Source organism: Citrobacter telavivensis (genome assembly GCF_041807075.1).
GTDB classification, from domain to species: Bacteria; Pseudomonadota; Gammaproteobacteria; order Enterobacterales; family Enterobacteriaceae; genus Citrobacter_A; species Citrobacter_A telavivensis.
Map to the genome: position 1 here is coordinate 167,583 of NZ_JBGUBF010000002.1, position 20,310 is coordinate 187,892.

Below are 20,310 nucleotides of genomic sequence, written 5' to 3' on the forward strand. Positions count from 1 at the left end.
TAATCCAGAAGTAAGATTTTGTAAATAACATTGTTAATTTTGTGTATATGATAACTGAGGCTAATGTATTCATTCGTCCCGCTGAAATGGCGAGAAAATATTGCATCAACAGACAGGTGTCAGATGTACTGACAGCCATTGTCAGCCCGGGCTGCCGAATATTACCTGCATCCGGGAGCCGGCATTTTCGGCAGCATGAAACTGAATACGGCGAAGTGGTGGTGGCATGTTAAACCGGGCAAAAAATCAGCGCGATTCAACTGTTCTTCAGGGCATAATGCATACCGGAGACCTGATAGTTCTGCTGTCATTTGCCTGTCACATGTTTCCTTCGATACTGTATATCCCTGTGCCGCATACAGAGCAGAACTTCTCTCCCTGGTAGTGTTGCCCGCACCAGACGCAGTACCAGGACAGCACTGTCACGGGAGTTGTCAGTTCCCCAATGGAATTACGCAGCTTTCTGAGCCTGGCCTCAGCCTTAATTTCCGGATCAGAATGAACACAGTTCATCAGTGTACTGACGGGCACCGTACTCTGGTCATGCCTGAACCACGGTTTTTCGTCTGCATTTCCGGGCTGCATGTAAAGAACACAACCGCATGAGGAGCAGGTCAGCGGTCCCGGTTCTTCGGTCGCAGCTTTGTCAGCAGTGATAAAATGTCCGTTGCCGGTATTCGCGAGATAGCATTTCATCATTCGCATGCCAGTCTCCTTAAACACACCGCAAGGAGCACGAACAGGCAGAGTAAGGGTAAAAAAGATGGTGGTTTTTGGCCGCCGGTGAGTGTGAGTATTCTCATATTCTTTTTCTCCATTGCAGCCAGATACCGCGCAGGTGTACTCCATCCTGTTCAGGGCAGAAGGACTGGGAAAACGTGGCGGTATGACTGCAGAAAGGGTTATCGGGAATTAAGATGATGAAAGTATGATAAGAAATTGACCGTCAGTTTCGGGGCTGATAAAGGATTACTGTTCTTCCACAAGAAGGGAAAATGTCGCTTCCTGCATTGTGCTGGCTTATCTGACACTCCCCCCGAATGAGCGGGCTTCCCTGCTGTAGACTTTGGTGCGTTCTTTGGCGAAGTAACTCAGGTGGTCCAGTAGTTGCTTCCGTTGTTTCTCAAAACGGTCCTCGCGAAGCGCTTCCAGAATGTGCGGCGTGTTATTGAAGGACACCAGTGTTCTGTATTCAGGATACCCGAGCAGACCTGTCGCACTCAGCCAGGCCTTACAGATATAACTCCCCAGATTACAGTCTTGCTTCGAATAATCCCCTAAGCCGTTAAAGGTATCTTTATTCACGAATGTCGCTGCGTGATAGTGCGGTTTGCCACTGGCACCAGTCTCACGTACCCAGACGACTCTCAGGTCCGTTGGACACACCTGAAGACCTTCCCGCCTGCGTCGGTGCTGATGAACGGCTATACGGGCTTTCAGCGCCCCTTTGAAGCGTTCCATTATCCCGACCTGCAGATTGGGAATACAGGCTATAGTGTCCCCTTTGTCGCGGTACTCAGGCAGTCTGAGAACGAAGGTGAAAACGGCAGTTCTGGAGTGAGCCTCTGTTGCTAAGGTGATGATATCCTCCATACGCTTCATATAACCGGTATTCAGTGGTCCGGATTTACTGTCGGGCATAAGTGTTACTCCTGTAGGTATGTTCAGACGTGCGAAGCCCCTGCCAGAGCAAATGGCAGTAACGAACGCACGAATGAGGGTTAAAGTTTCAGACGGTGGAAAGGTATAGCGCTGCCTGATGCTCATCTACTGACGCTGAGGCTTTAACTAACGATGAATGCACTTACCTGCTGGTATTTATTACGATGCTGAACGAAAGCCGCCCTGGCTATTGTCAGTCATCACGATTTAATATCTCCCCCGGCGAGAGAGCTGTGTGGTTAGTTTTTTCAGGGGGTGAAAGGTTTCTTTAATTTTATTTTAAAGAACGCTCTGGGTAAGTCTTCATACCTGTATTAACTGAGATTAGTATCCTGCAATTCTATTTTTATAATGTATCTCGCTAGCTCATCACGTTAATTGTAGTGAACTAATGAGTTAGCATGCATCATGTTATTGTTACTTAACCCTTTACCTTCATGCATTATATTGCCCAACACCTTACCTATATAATATATATACTGTACCAGGTTACATGGTCAGCTAATAACCAGGCCTTGTCAGGTACGGGCTTATATATTTAAAACCCTCAGATTTTACTCCAGGGTTACCAGTTCAGGATACAAAAAAATCTTATTCCCGGAGAGTCTGACGTTCACAACTGAAAAACCGGAGACCGTCATGTGGTCAACGAAGTTGACCGTCAGCAGCCAGTGACTCGTCAGGCAGCCCTGTGGCAGAAAGGGCAGGGTTTAGCACCACAATACTGTCGGCGACACTGTGGACATATCCAGCGAGTCGGGATATCCGGAGACACTGTGCGTGAGGTTTTTGCTGATACAGCTTCTCTTCTTTTGTACTTCAGCGCAGACATGGTCAGTTACCCCGTGAGTCAGCAATACGCTGCTGCATCCAGGCTTCTACTTCGCTCTTCAGCCAGCGCGAACTGCGCCCCAGTTTGATGGGCTTCGGGAACTGACCTTCGCTGATGAGTCTGTAAAACCATTTATCCGTCATTTCGGTGTAGGTGGTAATGAATGCCATATCGACAAGCTGGTCGTTCAGCAGTGCGGGGGATGTGTTCATGGAAATCTCCTTTACGTTAAAAGTGAAGGAGGAATGACTGTTCTCAGTGTTGTGTTGCAGCCTTCCTCAGAGGATGGGAAGGCCGAGTAAAAAATTACATCACGTACTGCAGGACAGGCTTCTTCAACCTGCTCAGACAAAGGTTACTTATAAGGTGTTCAAAGCATTAGTGTGTGTTATCTTGGTTAAATTCAATGAATTACAATTAGTGCGGCACTTTTTTGTTATATAAAGTGCAGCACTTATGGAGAAAAAATGCCCAGCCACTATCGAATCACCGTTAATCTGCCATCGTTCAGGCTCAGCAATACTCTGCGGAAATTGGCACAGAAACGAGGCATGACCAGGTCAGGGCTCATCCTGGAAATCATCATTGCATGCCTGAGGTTTGATACATCGTCAGCCCGATTTCTGGAGGAGTTACGTAATGAGTTAAAAGCGGGTAATGCAGGGGAAAAGAGTTTTATCAGGGATGAGACGCGCATTTTGCATCGTACATCTACAATAGTACCGAATAAGGATACCAGCGATGCCGATGAGGAGATTGTACTGAACGCTCATGAATGTCGCCTTCCTGTTTATAAATTCACAATTCCTGATTTAAGCAGCCAGAGCGAGTTCTACTCTAAAGCCAGAAGGAAAATGAGTGGCGATACCAGAACTGCAGTTATGGAAATGTTGAGAGCATTTATTGTTAAGGAGATACCTGTGATTACTCATTTTATGGGGGGGACGCCTGATTTCCTTCATTTATTCGTCAAAAAGGCAATAGTTAAGTATTATGAGGACAATGACTTTAACTGCAATGTCAGAATTCTGATCACATTGCATGTCTTACCTGTTTTTTTTAATGATGTGGTTAATAGCAGACTTAATTTCCCAGGAATCAGATTCAGGCAGTTCAAAACGCTGGCAGTTGATGGTTGGGATAAAAATAAGTATGAGAAAATGGTGTATATTGAGCACGCTTCAGGAGCGAAGTCAGGAGGGTATTTTATTGGGCTGGCATGGAATAAGAGGGACAGTCCGGATGAAATTTATGAGGGCTATGAGATGCTCAATGTAGACGATGCGGATAAACCGAAAAATATACTTTACAAAGTGCATATGCACTCCCGTGATGTGAAGTTCAAAAATACGATAACGCTTTCACTTTCAAAAAAAGACAACCAGATATCACCACTGTGAGTATGGCAGCCGGTATTACTGCCGCATCGTTTTTTAACTCACGGAGGTCAATGTGTCAGACCATATCCTTACCGGGCAAATTCCTGAGGCCCTGCAACAGCCCTTATCCCTTCTCCCTGGTATTCTGTCGGATGCGATGGTGGAGCGCCTGCTCCGGTGCGTTCACTACGAACCGGTGATTGGCATTATGGGAAAATCGGGAGCGGGCAAATCCAGCCTGTGCAATACCCTCTTCAGTCCACCGCCCGCCAGGGTCGACCCCGTCAGGGGCTGTACCCGTCATGTTCACCGCTATCAGGTTACCCGTGGTTCACGAACGCTTCATATTGCCGATTTTCCGGGCATTGCCGAAACCCCGGAACCCGACAGGCAGTATCGTCGTCTGTACCGGGCATGGGCCCCGAAGCTGGATCTGATTGTCTGGGCGCTGAAGGCAGATGAACGGGCCTGGAAAGATGACATCCGCTGTTATCGTGAACTGCTGAACGCGGGTGCTGCGCCGGAGTGCTTTCTGTTTGTCCTCACCCAGGCCGATAAAATGGAGCCCTGCCGCGAATGGGACGATATAAATCACCAACCCTCACCACGCCAGTCAGAAAACCTTCGCGCCAAAACCGAACTTGCCGCAATGCTGTTTGCCGCCGTCCATCCGGTCATTGCGGTATCGGTAACGGAGAACTATCACCTGGAGGAGTGGGCGGAAGCGCTGATTAAGGCGCTTCCGGTGAGCCGCTGCAGCGCCGTTTCCCGGCACCTCAGTCCGGAACTTCGAACTGAACGTGTGCAGGAAACCGCACGGGAGGGTTTTGTCCGGGCCACAGGTGACATCTTTGATGAGGTCGTCGCGGCTATACAGAAATCAGGCAGGCTGGTGCGCCAGTTACAGCGACTCCGCCTGCGGTTCCTGGCGGTTATCCGCGCCGTCTGGCATCTCCTGTTCTGATTTCACTGTGTTTTTTCACTGCCGTTTCGATCTGTTTCGACGATCGAAATGATTACCTGTAATAGTTTTTGGCTATTAAATTCAATATATCGATCGTTATTATTGATAGATATCAACGATCAGTTTATGCATATCGATCTGAATTAACAATTATCCCGCCTTCTGATTAGCCAGTACGATCTGTGCTGAATGTGAAAATATCCCCTGTTATTCGTTTCATTTAATTAATTGTTTATAAAGGAATATTCTATGTGTGCTTTTATGTCTGTGATGACGGGTGTCTGTATCCACAGGGAGACCTTGAGATGAAATCCTATCCATTACAGCGTCAGGACATTTTTGCCTGGTGCCTCGCGGTTGTACTTCCGGCAATATGGGTGGTGCTGTACCTGAACTTTCCACAGACTGCCGCACTTGTCATTTATCTTGTCGTCGCACTGGTCTGGGTATTGCTGGACCGGACAAACCTGATGAAGCAGGGCATCACGCCACCTTCTTTTATCTGGTTCTGGTTTCCGGTGGTGTACCTGCGCCAGCGTGACCAGATGCAGGGTAAACCGTGGCGATTGATGCAGGTCTGGCTGCTGTGTACAGTGCTGTCATTCGTGGCGATATATCTGCTTAACCGCCAGTCAGGTACGGAAAACCTAGCACTGAGTGCCTGCACTACGGTTACGAAAATCCTGCGTGATGAAGGATATGATGAACGCTGCATCCGTGTGACGGATATGCAGGAAGAAGTGAGGGGGCGTTTCTGGCGGGCACAGGCGTTGCTGAACACCGGTGTAAAGGAGCCCGTGACCATTGAGGTCAGGGGCCGGGATATTTATGTCGTATTACCCGAAGCAGGAGAGTGAAGAAGATGGAAACAGTAAAAAGTATTTCCCGATGTCTGGTGCTTAATGCGGTGATTTTATTCTCCGTGACATCAGTGGCACATGCAGCCACACAGGACACACTTCGTCAGGCTCATTACCAGCGCTGTGCAAAACCGGTGTTTTACGCACAGACTACGAATCACAAAAAAGAGGTGGAGATTTGCATTGTCACGCCGTCGGTCTCGTATTCATTCGGTAAGGTTGGTGCAAAAAGCAAAGAGATGAATCTTACTGTTCCTGCGGGTAGCACCACTTACGCGTACCAGAACAATCAGGTCATCAGTATTCAGGATTTTACGGTCAGAAATGGTGATACCAGCTATCAGATTTCAGCTGGTTCGAATGATTCCGGAGAGCCATTTGCTTCCCTTTATGTCTATAAGGGCACCCCGGAGACCGGAAAACTGCTCGCAGAGATAAAACTTGACCCGGATACAGTAGCTAACAACATCAGCCATTCACTGGCAGAAGAGGGGGTTGTACAGGCTGACAGCCTCTGATAGCAGCATCTACCGGATGACATCAATACGGTTTTTTGCCCCATGATACAGCTGGTTGATTGTGAGAAATCTAAATGAAGTGAGTTAGCAGTACAAACCAGCAAGAGTGCTTTTACCTTTAACTGGTAATCCGTAACGGCTGTACGGTTCTGCTTGTAAAAAAGGGTCTGCAACCTTCGCCGGTGAATACTGAACCGGTCATACACCAGTGCACTGACAGGGCTGTTCCTCCTTCGTGAGGAACAGCCCTTTTCTTTTCCTGCCATATAAGGAGTTAACCATGCGTTTAGCCAGCCGCTTCGGGCGGATTAACCAGATACGCCGCGACCGTCCGCTGACTCACGAAGAACTGATGAGCCATGTCCCCAGTATCTTCGGTGAGGACAAACATCCGTCCCGTAGTGAACATTACACCTGGATACCGACCATCACCATCCTTGAAAACCTGCAGCGCGAAGGTTTTCAGCCGTTCTTCGCCTGTCAGACCAGAGTGCGTGATCCGAGTAAACGCGAACACACGAAGCATATGCTGCGTCTGCGTCGTACCGGGCAAATCACCGGTCATCTGGTACCGGAGATAATTTTGCTCAATTCACATGATGGAAGCAGTTCATATCAGATGCTGCCCGGTATCTTCCGCAGTGTCTGTACCAACTCGCTCGTCTGTGGGCAGTCGTTTGGCGAAATCAGAATTCCACACCGGGGCGATGTGGTGGAAAAGGTGATTGAGGGCGCTTATGAAGTGCTCGGCGTCTTTGACCGGGTGGAAGAGAAGCGTGACGCCATGCAGTCGCTGCTCCTGCCACCACCAGCACAATACGCCCTGGCGAATGCCGCACTCCAGTACCGTTATGGTGAAGACCACCAGCCAGTGACGACATCGCAGATTCTGACACCGCGCCGCTATGAAGACCGTCAGGACGACCTGTGGACAACATTCCAGAGGCTGCAGGAAAACCTGCTTAAAGGCGGTCTGCCCGGACGCACTGCAAAAGGTAAACGCAGCCATACCCGCGCCGTTAACGGTATTGACGGCGACGTTAAGTTAAACCGTGCGCTCTGGGTGATGGCAGAAAACATGCTGGACCTTCTCGGCAAATAACCGCCTGCGCATCCCCACTGATATCCCGCTTTATTCCCCCACAGATTTACCCCATTAATGAACAAGGAAAAATCAGCATGACCGACAATGCACTGTCACTGTTCACACCCTCAGAATCTGTTCATGTTGCGTCTCAACATCAGATTACCGCAACACAGGTAATCGATGAGAATCGCATCAGCTTCTGGCCGCAGTACTTCGGTGGTATTCCGCAGTGGATGCTGCTGGAGCCCCGCATTTTTGGCAGGATGGATAGGCTCTGTGACAACTACCGGGGCGGTATCTGGCACTTCCACCCCCTCAGCAACGGTGGCGCGTTTATGGCACCGGAAGCAGAAAACGATGATGAAGCCTGGACGCTGTTTAACGACATGAATGGCAACGGTGCAGAAATGAGCGCGGAAGCTGCCGGGATTGCGGCCTGTCTTATTGAATACAGCCACCATGCCTGCCGGACCGAATGTGATGCGATGACCGCGCATTATTACCGACTGCGTGACTACGCCCTGAGCCATGCGGAATGTAACGCCATCATGCTCATTATCGACTGAGGTAAGCCGCTATGGAATATCAGTTTCCGCTGTTTGCCCGGAAACTCCCCCCGGCAGAACAACAGACCATCCGAGAAGCGTTAACCCTGCTGGAGCGTCAGTTACGTGAACCCGGTGCGTCATTTACCTCCAGCCATGCCGTTCGCGACTGGCTGCGTCTGCAACTGGCGTCACTGGAGAGGGAGGAATTTATCGTACTGTTCCTCGATAACCAGCACAGACTGATTGCGCACGAAACCCTCTTCACCGGCACCATCAGTCATACACAGGTCCATCCCCGTGAGGTGGTGAAGGCGGCACTGAAACACAACGCTACTGCCGTCATCATTGCACATTGCCACCCTTCGGGACTTGCGGAACCCAGCCTGGCTGACCGGCAGATTACTGAACGTCTTAAACAGGCGCTGGCGCTGGTCGATATCCGTCTGCCGGACCATCTGGTCGTCGGTGGCATGGATATCGTTTCATTTGCTGAACATGGCTGGCTTTAAAAGAGTCAACGACTTATGAAGATTATCAGCAAACGTCAGGCAATGACGATATACCGGCAACATCCACAGTCCCGGCTGTTTCGCTTCTGTACCGGCAGATATCAGTGGTCCGGCAGCGTCTGCCATTATGCAGGCCGGGAGGTTCAGGATATTCACGGTGTGCTGGCGGTATTCGCAGAACGTCGTCAGGACCGCTGCGGCCCGTATGTGGTACTGCGCTGCGTCACACTTAATTAACCTGATATGAGGAGCACTACATTGTCGAATACAACACCCGCAACAGAGCATGGTATTGCAGAACCCTGGTGGGGACTGAAGCGCAATATCACCCCGTGTTTTGGTGCCCGTCTGGTTCAGGAAGGTTACTGCCTTCATTATCTGGCTGACCGCGCCAGTATTACCGGTAAATTCAATGACAAGGATTTACGTCATCTTGACCAGGCATTTTCGCTGCTGATGAAGCAGATGGAACTGATGCTCACCAGCGGTGAACTCACTCCCCGTCATCAGCACTGTGTCACACTGTACGCGAAGGGACTGACCTGCGAAGCAGATTCACTCGGCTCTTGTGGATATGTCTATATCGCGATTTATCCGACACCAGCAATAACTGATTGACTCCTAGCAAAACCTCTCTCTGCCTTAACCATGCCATAAAGAGATAACCCTTATGCAGACACCCACAGCACCCGGTACGGGAGCGGCCCGGCAACGCCCTTCACCCGTCCAAATCTGGCAGACCCTGCTCACGTACCTGCTGGAGCAGCATTATGGTCTTACGGTCAATGACACGCCGTTTGGTAACGACGGCGTGACTGAGCAGCACATTGACGCTGGTATTTCACTGGCAGATGCGCTGAATTTTATCGTGGAAAAGTACGGGCTGGTTCGTACTGACCGTCACGGCTTCAGTGGCGCGGAGCAGTCACCGTTTATCAGCAGTATCGATATCCTCCGCGCCCGTAAAGCCACCGGGCTGATGACGCGGGACAATTACAGGACCATCACGGATATTACCCGTGGAAAACACAGCGGGGTGACATGATGAAACTCTCCCTCACCGTGGAAGCGGATGCCATCAACGTTCTGGCCCTCAACATGGGCCGGATTAGCGTGGATATTGATGGTATTGAACTGACCGACCTGATTAATGTGGTCTGTGATAACGGTTATTCACTTCGTGTGGTTAACGATGATGATGCTCCACTCCCGCCTGTCGCCCGGTTTAACGGTATTCAGTGCAGTACCGCCCATGTCACCGAAGCTGATAACAGCCTGCTGTATATGTTCTCGCACCAGCATGAAGACCACGGCGACAGTGAGTGGATCTGCTATACCGGTTCCGGTTATCTGATCTACCTTGATGCGTGGCAGTACCCGGTACTTCAGCTAAAGAAACGGGGATTATCAAAAGCCTGCCATCGGTTAGTGGTGACATTAATGTGCCGTTATCACATTCGCATTATTCATCTTGATGCCCTGGGCGAGCAGCTATCCGGTTTCTCCACCTTTGAGTGGTGATCCGCTTCCGGTTACCACGAGGTTTTTACATGCGGACATTAACCACCGAAGAGGCCCTGCAAATCCTGATCGACTGGCTACGGGACAATATCGACTGCGACAGCGGGATTATCTTCGATAACGACGAGGAGAACACGGACTCCACCATGCTGCTCCCGTACGTGGAGCAGGCACTGAATGATGTTCGTGACCTCCACCATCTGCAGTTGCTGCAACGAACCCGATCAGAATAGTCCAGCCTCCTGCACATTACATATCCATATAAGCACCAGCCTTAACCGGGCTGGTGCTTTACTCTATATAAGGAAAGAAAATAATTGTCGCATTAACGCACACCGATCCTGACGTGTTAACCGATCACACCGACGTGATTTGCTCCACCAGCATTGAGCGTATTGTCACCGGACGTAATGCTGCGCTGAGCCTGACAGAAATCCTGAACCATCAGCTTAATGATATTTCTGCACTCACCGACAGCATTGGTAGGGGCAAAGCGAATGAATGGGGAGTGCAGCAATACCGTTACGACTGCTGGCTGATGGAGAAACCAGAAACGGCGATGAAAGCCATCACCCGCAACATCGATCGCAGCATCTGGAAAGATTTAATGCAACGGTCAGGAATGCTCTCGTTCATGGATGCACAAGCCCGTGACGAGTGGTACAACAGCCTGCAGAAAGACGACATCCCGACGATCTCTGAAGCCAACGTACTCAGCACGTTTGAGCAGTTACATCTGAATAAAGGCGAGGTGTTTGAGCGCGGAGTGATAAATGTTTTCAAAGGACTGTCTTGGGATTACAAAACCATCAGTCCCTGCAGCTTTGGTAAGAAGATAATAATTAATAATTTGGTAACTTATAACCGCTGGGGCTTTAGCCTTAACTGGGGGTGGCGGAGGGATCAGTTGGCTGACTTGGATCGAATGCTGTTTTTACTGAGCGGTAAATCAATACCTGACAACCGTAGCGATATAACTACTCGGTTGATGGCGCATATTCGAGATAACCCGGGTAAGGATGTTTATGAGGATGAGTTATTCCGCGTTCGCTACTTTCAGAAAGGCACTGCGCACTTAACTTTTAAGCGCCTGGATTTGGTCGAGAGGATGAACGATATTATCGCTAAACACTACCCAGGAATGTTAGTGAAGTAATTTTGGAGAGTTTTGACGCCTACGGCGAACAAGCTTATGATCCAGTTTAATTTCTTTTCCTCATTAAGAGACTGGTATGGGCAACAGAATGTGGATGATCCGCGGTGACGGCGGCAAGCTCTATGACGATTTTCGCGATAAGCAAATTGTAGGCATCGGTTGGTCTCAGCTGGCTCCATTAGTCAAGCCTGGCCTGTCCCGAGCCCAGTTGCTCGCCTTATACCAAGAGGCAGATCCCTTAACAAAGCTGGGAACTGCGCGTTCTGGTGCATCGCAGGTCTGGCGTTTTGTGAATGAGATCCAAAAGGGTGATTGGGTTATTACCTATTCGCCAGCTAACCGTACTTATTTGCTAGGCAAAGTTACTTCAGACTTCCAATATCATCCTGAATGGGTGGAAGAGGGGATGGGAATCGCTCGGCAGGTTAAATGGAATACTCAAGAAATTGATCGCGATCGACTGTCTGTTGCTACCAAGAATACATTGGGTTCTACGCTGACGGTTTTCCAGCTTCCAGAATATGCTCTAGAAGAGCTTTTGCAGGATAAGAAACCCACTGTAGATGTGATTACACAGAATCCAATTGCGATGGATGAAGATGAGGTCGTTTCTGATCCGCTCCGCGATATGGAAATGCTCGCGTTTGAAGGTATCAAAGATCGCATCAACTCTCTTGACTGGGACGAGATGCAAAATCTTGTTGCCGGAGTTTTACGCAGTATGGGCTATAAAACGCAGGTCTCACCTGCGGGAGCTGATCGGGGTAAAGACATCATTGCTTCACCTGATGGGTTCGGTTTTGAAAATCCGCGTATCATCGTTGAAGTAAAGCACCGCAGGGAACAGATGGGAAGCCAACAGATACGCAGCTTTATCGGCGGTCGCCATAAAGACGATCGCGGGCTTTATGTCAGTACAGGGGGTTTTACGAAAGATGCTCGATATGAAGCCGACCGTTCGACGATACCACTGACGCTCTGGACGCTTGATGATCTCGTCCGTGCTCTTATTGAGAACTACGAGCAAGTCGATATCGAAACCAAACTTTTGGTTCCTCTGAAGAAAACTTTCCTACCTGCCTGAATCTTGCTTTGATAGCCATATCGGTGTTCTACTGATATGGCTTTATACCCACTCGAAATGTCTATTTTTTGTACGGATTTTCACTTGTGGGTACAAGTGCGGGTATAACTATTTACCCCTGTTTATAAAAAACATTGATATCAGTCTATTAGGTGTGTAATTCGAGTCCGGCCTTCGCACCAAAAACGAAAAATAAACGTCAACGGGCTTGCCGGAAACCGCGCCATACAAGATTTGCCATTTCAACAATAGATCGCCTCGCCCTGACTCCCGAACCTCAACTAATTCAACAAGGTAATACCGCAAATTACGCCCACCCAACAGAACTCCCCCTCATCACCCCTTCGCAGAATGTATCGTCGTTAGCCAGCGGGTGGTGTTTTCAGCCAGAGCATCGTTCCTGAAGAGGGCGCTGCCGGATACCACGCGATCGACGCCGCCAGCAATGATCTCCGGGAGTTCTTCCAGGGTTAGCGAACCGTCAACGGCCAGCAGAATGGAATCTCGCTTGCCGGACGCATTGAGTAATGCGACAACCTGGGCGATGCGCCTCAGCAAGGCTGACCTGCTGAGCTTGCTACCGTAGCCAGGATTCACCGCCAGAATTTGCACGATCTCAACGTCTTCAATAACCGGCAGAATGTGTTCCAGTGGTGTTGCCGGGCACAGGCTAATCCCTCGCAACACCGGCATCGTACCACCGGAGACTTCTGCAGTTTGCTCACCAAGCCAATGGAGCATATGGTGCAGATGCGGCGCGTTTTCCACCTGTAACGTGACGCAGTGCGCGCCCGCCTTTACGCTTGCCTGCACGACGGGCCAGGGATTATCCACCATCAGGTGAACATCCTTAATCATCTGCTGTGGCAGTTGCGCGATAGCCCAGGGACCAACGGTGAACTGAGGGCAAAAATGCCCGTCCATCAGATCCAGGTGAAGAACAGGTTGTTCAAGCGCGCGAAGATGTTGCTGGTACTCATTGAGTTTGAGCCACTGGCCGGCAAGAATACCGATGCTTAACGGGTAGCGCTTCATCAACGATACGCACTCTGCGCGATTCAAACCGGAAAAGGGACGGTTCATTTTTAAGATCCTTATGGCATCAGTCCATTGAAGACGCGTTTTTTTCGTGGGCAGCTCATCAGCGATTCCAGTTTTTCAACGCAGGCGAGGTAGTGGGACGTTGTTTTATGGAACGCCACGGCGGCTTCATCCTTATAGGCTTCATAAATATAAAAGCGGCTCTTAACCTCCGGATCCTGCAACACATCAAAACGCAGATTCCCCTCTTCACGCACAGACCCCAGATGATTGAGGCGAAATACGTCGATAAATTCGTCAACCTTATCGTCGTGGACGTTAATTTCCACCAGAGTGACATGCATACTGTTCTCCTTGAAACGCATGGGCCCGCCAGGCAGGCCCATGACCTTTTAGTTTTTCTCGCTCAGATAGAGTTCATACGCGCGTTCAGCGGTTTCATTGCGATGTACCACCGCGTGGACGGCCTTCATCATGGCGACAGGGTGATCGGACTGGAAGATGTTACGTCCCATATCCACACCGGATGCCCCCTGGTCGATGGCCTGCCAGCACATCTCAAGCGCTTCACGTTCAGGTAATTTTTTACCGCCGGCGATAACAATCGGGACCGGGCAACCCGCGGCGATGCGCTCAAAACCTTTATCGACATAGTAGGTCTTGATGATCTGCGCCCCCATTTCTGCGGCGATACGGGTGGCGAGTGAGAAGTAGCGCTGATCGCGCACCATGTCTTTCCCCACGCCGGTTACCGCCATCGTCGGCATACCGACTTTGATGCCGGCATCGATCAACTGAATGATATTTTTGATCGACTGGTGCTCGTACTCACTGCCGATATACACCTGTGCCGCCACGGCGCAACTGTTGAGACGAACGGCATCATCAATGGAAAGTGCGACCGCCTCATTGCTAAGCTCGGTGAGAATAGAGTTAGCGCCTGAGGCGCGCAGGACCACCGGCTTGTTGGTGGCGGGTGGCACGACACTGCGCAGGATGCCACGTGTGCACATCAGCACATCGGCGAGCGGGAACAGCGGGGCGATATTGATATCAATACGCTCCAGTCCCGTCGTCGGCCCCTGAAAATAGCCATGGTCAAACGCGAGCATGACCGTTCTTCCCGTCTCAGGATTAAAAATGCGCGACAGTCGGGACTGCATCCCCCAGTCAAGCGCGCCGCATCCCTTAAGCGTGAACGGGGTGTTGCGCTGCGGCGTATCGGTATGGAAATCCTTGCCATCTTTGATGTCATCTAAATCAGCCATTTTTTACTCCATGGTTAAGGAATGAAACTCAGAAATCGTATTTGTCGATGTTCTCTTTGGTGAACACCACGCGTTCAGGCAGAAGCACAATGCCGTTGCCTTTCGCTTCATAGCTGTAGCCCTGAACGCTGTTCGGCGAGACCTCGACCTGGCCCACGCCCGGAATGTCCAGCTTGTCGCCAGTATTCATGTCGCCTTTTTTCAGCAACGCGTCAGCCACGTATACGGAGATCTTGCCCTGCTGGACCACGTCCCAGAGGCCAAACTCTTTCACCGTGCCGCGTTCAACATAAGGACGCATCACGTTTGGCGTACTGAAACCGACAATCGCCACGCTGGTGTTTTTCAGGTTTTCAGCGGCCTGAGCGGCGGCGGGAAGGGCGTTGGCATCCGGTGCGATGATGGCGTCAAGATCGGCATACGCTTTAATGATGCCTTCTGCGGTTTGCAGCGATTTGGTGGCGTCGTTATAGCCAAACTGAGTGGTGACGACTTCCCAGCCCGGATGATCTTTGGCGATTTTGTCTTTTGCCTCTTTCACCCACTGGTTCTGATCGGTCACGGTCGGGCTGGAGTAGAAGAAGGCCACTTTGGCTTTCTCTTTTTTGACCTGGTTTGCGGCCATATCGACCAGCATGCCGCCTAACTGAGCAGGCGTGCCCTGGTTGATATAGTACGAACGGCATTCCGGCTTGGTGTCAGAATCCCAGGTCAGCACTTTCACGCCGCGCTGCATGGCGCGTTTTAACGCCGGACATAAACCATCCGGCGACACGGCGGAAACCACGATGGCGTTATACCCCTGGTTGACGAAGTTATTGATGAGCTGAACCTGACCGGACACGCTGGGCTCCGTCGGACCGTCATAGGTGACATCGACGCCCAGCGCTTTGCCCGCCTCCAGGGCACCGTTACCGCCACTGGTAAAGAATCCCACGCCAACCAGTTTGGGGATAAACGCGATTCGCTCTGCGGCATAAGCGTTGAGGGTGAACGCCGCCAGGCTAAGGGTACTGATTACGGCAATTTTTTTAATGCTCTGAATAGTCATGTACTTTTCCTTTAGGGCAATGGGTTTCAGGCCTGCCGGATAGCGCGACGACGCGCCAGCCAGTCTTTAATTTGCTGACGATGCAGGCTGACGGAACGACCTACGACAACGACAATAAGTAATGCGCCGGAGAGGGCGCTGGATACCTGATTGGGCACGCCAGCCATCTGCAACCCCTGCTGCAGATAGCCCACTAACAGCGCGGCGATGGCAGTACCGAGAATGGACCCGGATCCGCCGTAGATATTGGCACCACCGAGAACAACCGCCGTGATGGCCGGCATCAGGAAGGAGGCGCCCAGATCGGAACGCGCAGAGCCAAAGTAAGAGACCAGCAGCACCGCGGCGACCGCCGAGGCAAAACCGGTCATCGCGTACAGCGCATACAGCGTCCGGTTCACCGGGATAGCGCTATACAGCGCCACGCGGGGGCTCTGCCCAATCAGAAAGACATTTCGTCCGGCGTGGGTTCGATGCATCAGTAACCAGAAAAAGAGCACGCTGACGAGAAAGAAGATCAGCGGGACGGGCAGGCCCAACACATCGAGGTTGGCAAAATCGGTGAAGCCCTGTGGGAAGCCGCCGATACCTTCATAACCGGTCGCCCCTGCCATCCCCGAAAGCAGCAATGCGCTGCCGCCGAACAGGTATAACGTTCCCAGGGTGATGACCAGAGGGTTTACGCCCGTGTAGATAATCAGCCCGGCGTTGATCAGTCCGCACAGCGCGCCCAGCGCGAGCGTCAGGACAATGGCCAGCGGCAGCGGGATGCCTCCCTGGAACATTACGCCCAGCGCGATGGCGCACAGCCCCATTGTGGAGCCAAAAGAGATATCGATCCCGCCGCTGACGATCACCATGGTTAAAGGCAGGGCGACAATGCCAATGCAGATAAAGTCGCTGGTGCTGAACAGCAGAACGTTCAGATCCAGCAGGCGTGGGTTCAGGGCGCCGAATCCCAGAATTTCAATCACCAGCAGCGCGGCGAGCGCCAGTTCCCAGCCGTAACGATGTAAACGAGTCATCAGGCAACCTCACGTTTTTTGGCGGTGCGCACGGTATCCGCTGCGCTTTTTGCCGACGGACGCGGCTGGGGCGGCGGAGTGAAGCGGGCATATTTTTGCCGGCGGATATTACGTTCCAGCGCGCAGCGCAGGCGGCCATCAAATACCAGCACTGCCAGCAGAACCAGACCGGCAATAAAGTCATTCCACCAGGCCGGAATGCGCAGCAGGACCAGTACGCTATCGATTTGCGTCAGGAAATAGGCACCGAGCACGGCACCAACGATCGTCCCGGAACCGCCCAGCAGGCTGATTCCCCCCAGCACACAGGCGGCAATGGCTTTCATTTCCAGCCCGGTTCCCGTCTGATTAGGGATAAAGCCAATCTGTGAGGCAAAGACGATCCCGGCCAGCGCCGCCATGCAGCCATTGAGCGAGAAGGCCAGAATACGGATGGCTTCGGTACGCACGCCCAGTTGCCGCGCGCCCTGCAAATTATCTCCGGTGGCATAAAAACAACGGCCAAAAGCGGTTTTTGCCAGCAGCCAGGCCATCAGCAGCATCAGCAGCAGGGTCAGCCAGCCGATGGCGGAGATCCCAAGGAAAACCGGAGCAGAGAGTTGCTTAAGCTGCGCCGGCAGTCCTTCAATCCATTTACCGCCCGTCCAGAGCAGCATGACGCCGCGATACAGGCCCAGTGTGCCCAGCGTGGCGACAATCGCCGGGATTTTCAGCCAGGCGACCAGCACACCATTGATAAATCCTGCCAGCAGTCCCAGTAACAGCGTCGCGACGCAGGCCACAGGCAAGGGATATCCTGCGTTCAACAGCAGCCCCAACAGTACGGCGCACATCCCGGTTATCGATCCGACCGATACGTCGATATTGCGGGTCAGCATCACCAGCGTCGCCCCCATCGCCAGCAGCATGAGGATTTGGGCGCTGCTGAAGATCATCGTCAGCGTCTGAACGCTGAGGTACTGGCTGTCAAGCATCCCCGGTAGAACGAACAGCAGCAGCACAGCCAACAGTGCGGTTGCCTCGCGGTTATTCTGGATAAATTTCAACATGGCGCTTCCCCGGAATGTGGTGTAGTCCCTGACGTGCGGTCGCCAAACGCTACGTGCATGATGGTGTCGACATTAATCTCGTCGCCTTGCAGGGCATCGTCGCCCGTTTCCCCCTGGTGCATGACGTAAACGCGATCGGCCATCTGTTCGATCTCTTCCAGGTCAGACGAGATGAACAGCACCGCAACATTCTGCGCCGCAATACTGCGGAGCAACTGATAGATGTCGTTACGGGCAGAGACGTCCACACCGCGCGTCGGCTCATCGACAATCAGCACCTGCGGCGAGGCTTCGAGGCATTTGGCAATCAGAATTTTTTGCTGATTACCGCCGGAGAGCGTGCGGGCAGGCTGTTCGGAATCGCTCAGCTTAATATTGAGCGCGCGACGATAGCGTTCGAGCGTGGCGCTGTCTTTTGCCGGATTTGCCCAGAAACCGCTGTGGTTGTGGGTTAACGCGCAAACATTCCACGCCAGCGAGGCGTCCAGATTCAGCCCTGACGATTGCCGATCTTCCGGCAGATACACCAGGCCGTGTTGCAGACGTTCGCGCGTGGAAAGCGCGGAGATATCTTTGCCGCCGAGCACCACGCTTCCGGCTCGCAGAGGCCGTAGCCCGTAAAGCGTTTCGGCAAGCTCGGTGCGCCCGGCACCGACCAGACCGGCCAGACCTAAAATTTCTCCGGCGCGGACCTCGAAGCTGATGTTCATAAACCCTTCGCCGGTCAGATTCTCGAGGCTCAACACCGGCGTGCCCGCGTCGTGCTGCGGCCGGTTGCCGGGCAGTTCCAGCCACAGTTTCTGTGTCGCACTTAGCGCGTTTGTGCGTGAGGCGGGCGTGATGGCCTGGATAATCTCGTCAGTGGTCAGTTCCGCCGTTTTCCCGGAAAGCGCAATGGTGCCGTCCCGCATCACGCTAATGTAATCCGCTATCTGGCGTATCTCTGGCAGCTTGTGGGAGATAAAGACGATCCCCACGCCGGTGCTCAACAATTCACGCAGGCGGCTGAATAAACGATCGGTTTCCGCAGGCGTCAGTGAGGCGGTGGGTTCATCGAGGATCAAAATTCGCGAATCGCGCATCAGCCCGCGCATGATTTCGACCATTTGTCGGTCGGCCACATCCAGTGAACCTGCCGGGCTGTTGATATCAAACTGGCAGCCCAGCGCGGCCAGCATTGCGCTCATTTTTTGCGCCGAGCTCTGGTGTTTGGGCAGACCAAAGAGAATGTTCTCTTTTACCGTCAGGCTGGGGAAGAGCAGCGGCTCCTGCGGCACAAGATAGATGCCTAACTGATGCGCCAGGATGGGCGTCAGTTTGGTACAGCGGGATCCCTCAATCTCAATGATCCCGCTATCCGCTGGGGTAATACCGGCGATGATCTTCATCAGCGTGGATTTCCCGGCACCATTCCCCCCCAGGAGCGCATGGACTTCGCCTTTGCGCAAGACAAAGTCAATGCCTTTCAGTACTTTGACACCAGAGTACTGCTTACAGACAGACTGTGCGCTGAGCAGTGGTGCGATCTTTTCTTGACTCATTTGCATGCCACCTCCGTTCGGCCTGGGTAGAATCAGGTTGAACAAATGTATTGTGCGATTCGAATTGTTCATAACCTTATGACCTAACTGCTCATAAAACCGACGAATAGATCACGTTTTATGTTAAAATGATCATCAATATTAAATTTGTTCAAACGAAAGCCCCTGAAATGTGGGTTTAATCACAGTTATTAACGACCAATGAATGAACAATTGTGTTCAGAAATTCGATATGTTCAAAGTGAAGACAGAATGATGACTATTAATGACCCGATGATTTCCGAGCAAGGGATGTGTGAAGAAGAGCTGGTGGCGCGCATTGCGTGGTTCTATTACCACGACGGTATGACGCAGAGCGACATCAGCAACAGACTGGGGCTGACGCGGCTGAAGGTGTCGCGGCTGCTGGAGAAGGGGCATCAGTCCGGGATTATTCGCGTCCAGATTAATTCTCGCTTTGAAGGCTGTCTGGAATATGAAACCGAATTACGTCGTCGCTTTGACCTGAACAATGTGCGGGTCATCCCGGGACTTCCCGGCGCGGATGCCTGCGTTCGCCTGGGGATCGGCGCGGCGCATATGCTGATGGAGTCACTCCAGCCGCAGCAGATTCTGGCGGCGGGCTTCGGTGAGGCGACCATGAATACCTTAAAGCGGCTGAGCGGGTTTATCTCTGCTCAGCAAATTCGCCTGGTGACGCTGTCGGGTGGCGTGGGGCCATACATGACCGGGATTGGACAGCTCAACGCGGCCTGTCCGGTCAGTATTATTCCGGCGCCGCTTCGTGCCTCCTCTGCGGAGATTGCCCAGACGTTAAAAAATGAAAACAGCGTCCAGGATGTCCTGCTGGCCGCCCAGGCTGCCGATGCGGCGATTGTCGGTATCGGCGCAATCAACCAGAAAGATGAGGCCACCATTATTCGCTCAGGTTATATCACTAAGGGTGAACAACTGATGATTGGCCGCAAAGGGGCCGTGGGCGACATTCTGGGTTACTTCTTCGATGGCGAAGGGCAGGTGATTTCGGAGATGAAGATCCACGATGAACTGATCGGGTTAACCCTCAATACCCTGAAGACGATCCCGACCGTGATCGGTGTTGCCGGGGGCGTGAATAAAGCGGAAGCGATCGCTGCGGCGATGAAAGGGGGTTATATCAACGCATTGGTCACCGACCAGGAAACTGCCGCCGCCATTGTCAGCGGGCAGTAATGC

At 52.0% G+C, this 20,310-nt stretch carries 25 protein-coding genes; 15 read left to right on the top strand and 10 right to left on the bottom strand.

The window, feature by feature from the left end; all coding sequences use genetic code 11:
• Positions 1-318: 318 nt before the first annotated feature.
• From ACERJC_RS11955 to ACERJC_RS11965, 3 genes are all read right to left on the bottom strand, one after another.
• Positions 319-705 (bottom strand): putative zinc ribbon protein, encoded by a 387-nt coding sequence (locus tag ACERJC_RS11955; protein ID WP_373671757.1) that lies wholly within the window; start codon positions 703-705, stop codon positions 319-321.
• Positions 706-1,020: 315 nt separating this feature from the next.
• Complete coding sequence (locus tag ACERJC_RS11960; RefSeq protein WP_373671758.1) at positions 1,021-1,641, bottom strand: inovirus Gp2 family protein; 621 nt, start codon at positions 1,639-1,641, stop codon at positions 1,021-1,023.
• Positions 1,642-2,496: 855 nt separating this feature from the next.
• Positions 2,497-2,706, bottom strand: coding sequence for a helix-turn-helix transcriptional regulator (locus tag ACERJC_RS11965; protein ID WP_373671759.1), 210 nt, complete (start codon positions 2,704-2,706; stop codon positions 2,497-2,499).
• A 255-nt stretch (positions 2,707-2,961) separates the two neighbouring features.
• On the opposite strand from ACERJC_RS11965, the gene ACERJC_RS11970 reads away from it, so the two are divergent.
• The 14 genes from ACERJC_RS11970 (at position 2,962) to ACERJC_RS12035 (ending at position 12,120) form a co-directional block, all read left to right on the top strand.
• A complete protein-coding gene (locus tag ACERJC_RS11970; protein WP_373671760.1) occupies positions 2,962-3,894 on the top strand; it encodes a hypothetical protein in 933 nt (310 codons plus the stop codon).
• A 52-nt stretch (positions 3,895-3,946) separates the two neighbouring features.
• The gene (locus tag ACERJC_RS11975; protein ID WP_373671761.1) at positions 3,947-4,837 is read left to right on the top strand and encodes a GTPase family protein; all 891 of its coding nucleotides are present in this window, start codon (positions 3,947-3,949) and stop codon (positions 4,835-4,837) included.
• A 305-nt stretch (positions 4,838-5,142) separates the two neighbouring features.
• Entirely contained in the window at positions 5,143-5,694 is a 552-nt protein-coding gene (locus ACERJC_RS11980; RefSeq protein ID WP_373671762.1) for a hypothetical protein, read from the top strand.
• 5 nt (positions 5,695-5,699) lie between these two features.
• Positions 5,700-6,215 (top strand): hypothetical protein, encoded by a 516-nt coding sequence (locus ACERJC_RS11985; RefSeq protein WP_373671763.1) that lies wholly within the window; start codon positions 5,700-5,702, stop codon positions 6,213-6,215.
• 280 nt (positions 6,216-6,495) lie between these two features.
• Entirely contained in the window at positions 6,496-7,317 is an 822-nt protein-coding gene (locus tag ACERJC_RS11990; RefSeq protein WP_373671764.1) for a DUF932 domain-containing protein, read from the top strand.
• A gap of 77 nt (positions 7,318-7,394) precedes the next feature.
• Positions 7,395-7,868 (top strand): antirestriction protein, encoded by a 474-nt coding sequence (locus ACERJC_RS11995; RefSeq protein ID WP_373671765.1) that lies wholly within the window; start codon positions 7,395-7,397, stop codon positions 7,866-7,868.
• A gap of 11 nt (positions 7,869-7,879) precedes the next feature.
• Positions 7,880-8,359 carry a RadC family protein gene (gene radC / locus ACERJC_RS12000; protein ID WP_373671766.1) on the top strand — a complete coding sequence of 160 codons (480 nt, stop codon included), beginning with the start codon at positions 7,880-7,882 and terminating at the stop codon, positions 8,357-8,359.
• 15 nt (positions 8,360-8,374) lie between these two features.
• A complete protein-coding gene (locus ACERJC_RS12005; RefSeq protein WP_373671767.1) occupies positions 8,375-8,596 on the top strand; it encodes a DUF987 domain-containing protein in 222 nt (73 codons plus the stop codon).
• A gap of 6 nt (positions 8,597-8,602) precedes the next feature.
• Positions 8,603-8,977, top strand: a complete 375-nt coding sequence (locus tag ACERJC_RS12010; protein WP_373671768.1) for a type IV toxin-antitoxin system YeeU family antitoxin — start codon at positions 8,603-8,605, stop codon at positions 8,975-8,977.
• Between the two features lie 52 nt (positions 8,978-9,029).
• Positions 9,030-9,404: a TA system toxin CbtA family protein gene (locus tag ACERJC_RS12015; RefSeq protein WP_373671769.1), complete on the top strand. Its 375-nt coding sequence runs from the start codon at positions 9,030-9,032 to the stop codon at positions 9,402-9,404.
• Positions 9,404-9,880 (top strand): DUF5983 family protein, encoded by a 477-nt coding sequence (locus ACERJC_RS12020; RefSeq protein ID WP_373671965.1) that lies wholly within the window; start codon positions 9,404-9,406, stop codon positions 9,878-9,880. Before ACERJC_RS12015 ends, ACERJC_RS12020 begins: the two co-directional genes overlap by 1 nt.
• A gap of 29 nt (positions 9,881-9,909) precedes the next feature.
• A complete protein-coding gene (locus ACERJC_RS12025; protein WP_373671770.1) occupies positions 9,910-10,113 on the top strand; it encodes a hypothetical protein in 204 nt (67 codons plus the stop codon).
• Between the two features lie 113 nt (positions 10,114-10,226).
• Positions 10,227-11,036, top strand: coding sequence for a DUF4942 domain-containing protein (locus tag ACERJC_RS12030; protein WP_373671771.1), 810 nt, complete (start codon positions 10,227-10,229; stop codon positions 11,034-11,036).
• 94 nt (positions 11,037-11,130) lie between these two features.
• Positions 11,131-12,120: a restriction endonuclease gene (locus ACERJC_RS12035; protein WP_490517899.1), complete on the top strand. Its 990-nt coding sequence runs from the start codon at positions 11,131-11,133 to the stop codon at positions 12,118-12,120.
• 336 nt (positions 12,121-12,456) lie between these two features.
• On the opposite strand, the gene ACERJC_RS12040 is transcribed toward ACERJC_RS12035, so the two are convergent.
• Genes ACERJC_RS12040 through lsrA form a run of 7 tightly spaced genes read right to left on the bottom strand, consistent with a single transcriptional unit; the run spans position 12,457 to position 19,095 of the window.
• Complete coding sequence (locus ACERJC_RS12040) at positions 12,457-13,203, bottom strand: beta/alpha barrel domain-containing protein (RefSeq protein WP_373671772.1); 747 nt, start codon at positions 13,201-13,203, stop codon at positions 12,457-12,459.
• Positions 13,204-13,214: 11 nt separating this feature from the next.
• Positions 13,215-13,505: a (4S)-4-hydroxy-5-phosphonooxypentane-2,3-dione isomerase gene (gene lsrG / locus ACERJC_RS12045; protein WP_373671773.1), complete on the bottom strand. Its 291-nt coding sequence runs from the start codon at positions 13,503-13,505 to the stop codon at positions 13,215-13,217.
• A gap of 48 nt (positions 13,506-13,553) precedes the next feature.
• Positions 13,554-14,429 (bottom strand): 3-hydroxy-5-phosphonooxypentane-2,4-dione thiolase, encoded by an 876-nt coding sequence (gene lsrF, locus ACERJC_RS12050; RefSeq protein WP_042321783.1) that lies wholly within the window; start codon positions 14,427-14,429, stop codon positions 13,554-13,556.
• A 28-nt stretch (positions 14,430-14,457) separates the two neighbouring features.
• On the bottom strand, positions 14,458-15,480 hold the full coding sequence (lsrB, locus tag ACERJC_RS12055; protein WP_152401885.1) for an autoinducer 2 ABC transporter substrate-binding protein LsrB: 1,023 nt from the start codon (positions 15,478-15,480) through the stop codon (positions 14,458-14,460).
• Between the two features lie 26 nt (positions 15,481-15,506).
• A complete protein-coding gene (gene lsrD, locus ACERJC_RS12060) occupies positions 15,507-16,505 on the bottom strand; it encodes an autoinducer 2 ABC transporter permease LsrD (RefSeq protein ID WP_152401888.1) in 999 nt (332 codons plus the stop codon).
• The gene (lsrC, locus tag ACERJC_RS12065) at positions 16,505-17,554 is read right to left on the bottom strand and encodes an autoinducer 2 ABC transporter permease LsrC (protein ID WP_178827558.1); all 1,050 of its coding nucleotides are present in this window, start codon (positions 17,552-17,554) and stop codon (positions 16,505-16,507) included. Before lsrC ends, lsrD begins: the two co-directional genes overlap by 1 nt.
• Positions 17,548-19,095 carry an autoinducer 2 ABC transporter ATP-binding protein LsrA gene (gene lsrA, locus ACERJC_RS12070; protein WP_373671774.1) on the bottom strand — a complete coding sequence of 516 codons (1,548 nt, stop codon included), beginning with the start codon at positions 19,093-19,095 and terminating at the stop codon, positions 17,548-17,550. Before lsrA ends, lsrC begins: the two co-directional genes overlap by 7 nt.
• A 255-nt stretch (positions 19,096-19,350) precedes the next feature.
• Between lsrA and lsrR the strand changes: the two genes are divergently transcribed.
• The gene (gene lsrR / locus ACERJC_RS12075; protein ID WP_152406252.1) at positions 19,351-20,307 is read left to right on the top strand and encodes a transcriptional regulator LsrR; all 957 of its coding nucleotides are present in this window, start codon (positions 19,351-19,353) and stop codon (positions 20,305-20,307) included.
• The last annotated feature ends 3 nt before the right edge of the window (positions 20,308-20,310 follow it).

Coding starts and splice junctions, on each gene's coding strand:
- ACERJC_RS12040 (WP_373671772.1), bottom strand. CDS start 13,203: ATGAACCGTCCCTTTTCCGGTTTGAATCGCGCAGAGTGCGTATCGTTG.
- lsrG (WP_373671773.1), bottom strand. CDS start 13,505: ATGCATGTCACTCTGGTGGAAATTAACGTCCACGACGATAAGGTTGAC.
- ACERJC_RS11965 (WP_373671759.1), bottom strand. CDS start 2,706: ATGAACACATCCCCCGCACTGCTGAACGACCAGCTTGTCGATATGGCA.
- lsrB (WP_152401885.1), bottom strand. CDS start 15,480: ATGACTATTCAGAGCATTAAAAAAATTGCCGTAATCAGTACCCTTAGC.
- lsrR (WP_152406252.1), top strand. CDS start 19,351: ATGACTATTAATGACCCGATGATTTCCGAGCAAGGGATGTGTGAAGAA.
- ACERJC_RS12025 (WP_373671770.1), top strand. CDS start 9,910: ATGCGGACATTAACCACCGAAGAGGCCCTGCAAATCCTGATCGACTGG.
- ACERJC_RS12035 (WP_490517899.1), top strand. CDS start 11,131: ATGATCCGCGGTGACGGCGGCAAGCTCTATGACGATTTTCGCGATAAG.
- ACERJC_RS11985 (WP_373671763.1), top strand. CDS start 5,700: ATGGAAACAGTAAAAAGTATTTCCCGATGTCTGGTGCTTAATGCGGTG.
- ACERJC_RS11990 (WP_373671764.1), top strand. CDS start 6,496: ATGCGTTTAGCCAGCCGCTTCGGGCGGATTAACCAGATACGCCGCGAC.
- radC (WP_373671766.1), top strand. CDS start 7,880: ATGGAATATCAGTTTCCGCTGTTTGCCCGGAAACTCCCCCCGGCAGAA.
- ACERJC_RS11955 (WP_373671757.1), bottom strand. CDS start 705: ATGCGAATGATGAAATGCTATCTCGCGAATACCGGCAACGGACATTTT.
- ACERJC_RS11980 (WP_373671762.1), top strand. CDS start 5,143: ATGAAATCCTATCCATTACAGCGTCAGGACATTTTTGCCTGGTGCCTC.
- lsrC (WP_178827558.1), bottom strand. CDS start 17,554: ATGTTGAAATTTATCCAGAATAACCGCGAGGCAACCGCACTGTTGGCT.
- ACERJC_RS11970 (WP_373671760.1), top strand. CDS start 2,962: ATGCCCAGCCACTATCGAATCACCGTTAATCTGCCATCGTTCAGGCTC.
- lsrA (WP_373671774.1), bottom strand. CDS start 19,095: ATGAGTCAAGAAAAGATCGCACCACTGCTCAGCGCACAGTCTGTCTGT.
- lsrF (WP_042321783.1), bottom strand. CDS start 14,429: ATGGCTGATTTAGATGACATCAAAGATGGCAAGGATTTCCATACCGAT.
- ACERJC_RS11960 (WP_373671758.1), bottom strand. CDS start 1,641: ATGCCCGACAGTAAATCCGGACCACTGAATACCGGTTATATGAAGCGT.
- lsrD (WP_152401888.1), bottom strand. CDS start 16,505: ATGACTCGTTTACATCGTTACGGCTGGGAACTGGCGCTCGCCGCGCTG.
- ACERJC_RS11995 (WP_373671765.1), top strand. CDS start 7,395: ATGACCGACAATGCACTGTCACTGTTCACACCCTCAGAATCTGTTCAT.
- ACERJC_RS12015 (WP_373671769.1), top strand. CDS start 9,030: ATGCAGACACCCACAGCACCCGGTACGGGAGCGGCCCGGCAACGCCCT.
- ACERJC_RS12020 (WP_373671965.1), top strand. CDS start 9,404: ATGAAACTCTCCCTCACCGTGGAAGCGGATGCCATCAACGTTCTGGCC.
- ACERJC_RS12005 (WP_373671767.1), top strand. CDS start 8,375: ATGAAGATTATCAGCAAACGTCAGGCAATGACGATATACCGGCAACAT.
- ACERJC_RS12010 (WP_373671768.1), top strand. CDS start 8,603: ATGAGGAGCACTACATTGTCGAATACAACACCCGCAACAGAGCATGGT.